3 protein-coding genes are annotated in these 1,156 nt (G+C 78.6%); 2 read left to right on the top strand and 1 reads right to left on the bottom strand.

What is annotated here, in order from left to right:
• Together ACWJ6R_RS36755 and ACWJ6R_RS36750 are read left to right on the top strand one after the other, a co-directional pair.
• Positions 1-316: LysR substrate-binding domain-containing protein (locus ACWJ6R_RS36755; protein ID WP_449066614.1), on the top strand; the 316-nt coding region annotated here is incomplete at its 5' end.
• On the top strand, positions 300-578 hold the full coding sequence (locus ACWJ6R_RS36750) for a hypothetical protein (protein WP_449066613.1): 279 nt from the start codon (positions 300-302) through the stop codon (positions 576-578). The genes ACWJ6R_RS36755 and ACWJ6R_RS36750, both read left to right, overlap by 17 nt.
• Here the strand turns inward: ACWJ6R_RS36750 and ACWJ6R_RS36745 are convergent.
• On the bottom strand, positions 521-1,156 hold a 636-nt coding region (locus ACWJ6R_RS36745; RefSeq protein ID WP_449066612.1), incomplete at its 5' end, for a DUF7586 domain-containing protein. The two genes, ACWJ6R_RS36750 and ACWJ6R_RS36745, sit on opposite strands and share 58 nt — an antisense overlap.

The following is a 1,156-nucleotide window of genomic DNA, read 5'->3' as shown; positions in this document are numbered from 1 at the left end:
CCGACGCGGCCGGGTCGCCGAGCAGGTCGCCTCCGGTGCGGCGGATCTGGGGCTGATCGACGGGATCGCCGCGCCCAGCGACCCGCTGCGCCTGCCCGACGCCGGGCCGCTCACCGCCGTCGGCGTGGCGGCCGAGCCTTTGGCGGTGGTCCTGCCGTCGGGTCATCCGCTGGCGGGCCGGCGCGGCCTGGCACTGGCCGACCTGGAGGGTGCGCTGTGGCTGCAGGCGCCGGCCGCGGTCGCGGTGGAGCGGCTGCGCGAGCTGGCGGGCACCCCCGCCCGGCTCCGTCGGGTTCCGGGTGGCCTGCCGCTATGACGGCCACGACCTGCACACGGTGCTGAACCTGGTGGCCGCCGGGCACGGCCTGACCCTGCTGCCCGCCTCGGCGGCGACCCGCCCGGCAGCGGGGACGGCCGCGGTCCCGCTGAGCGCGCCGCGCGTGGTGCACCGGGTGGAGGTGCTGCACGGCGCGCTCAGCGCGTCCGGGGACGGCGGGGATGCGGTGGCCGTGCTCGTGGCTCAGCTGCGCCAGCCGCCGTCGTCCACGCCGCCGGGCACGCTGGCCTCCGGGTCGTAGGGGGTGCGGGTGAAGACGAACGTCGCCAGGTCCAGGTGGCCGACCGCGCCGTCTGCCCGGCGGACCGGCCGCAGCGTCTCCCCGGCGTAGTAGCCGTCCAGGCCGAGCCAGGTGCCGTCGGCCTGCGCGGTGAAGCGGGAGGCGCGGCCGGTGCCGCCGAGCGGGGTCAGCGACAGGTCGCGGCCGCCCAGCAGCCGCAGCGCGTAGGGGGCCGGCCCCCAATACCAGGGGCCGGCCAGCTCCAGCAGGGCCGGGTCGACCTCGGCGGGCGCCCACTCGGCCGGCAGGCGCGGCTCGCAGGCGTCCAGGATCGCCAGCAGGTCGGTCAGCAGGGCGCGGCTGGCCCCGGAGGTGGAGTTGGCGCAGAACAGCACGCCGGTCCGGTCGGCCGGGTCGGCCCAGACCGTGGCCAGGAAGCCCGGCATGGAACCGGTGTGCCCGGCCAGGCGACGCCCGCCCGCCCTGGCCAGTTGCAGGCCCAGGCCGTACCCGCCGGTCCAGGCGTCGCCGTCGTCGACGGTCGCCGGTTCGCGCATCTCGGCCAGCGTCGAGGCGGCCAGCACGCCGCCGGTGTCGCC

Source organism: Planomonospora algeriensis, from assembly GCF_977012225.1.
This window is presented reverse-complemented; position numbering and strand designations above follow the sequence as displayed.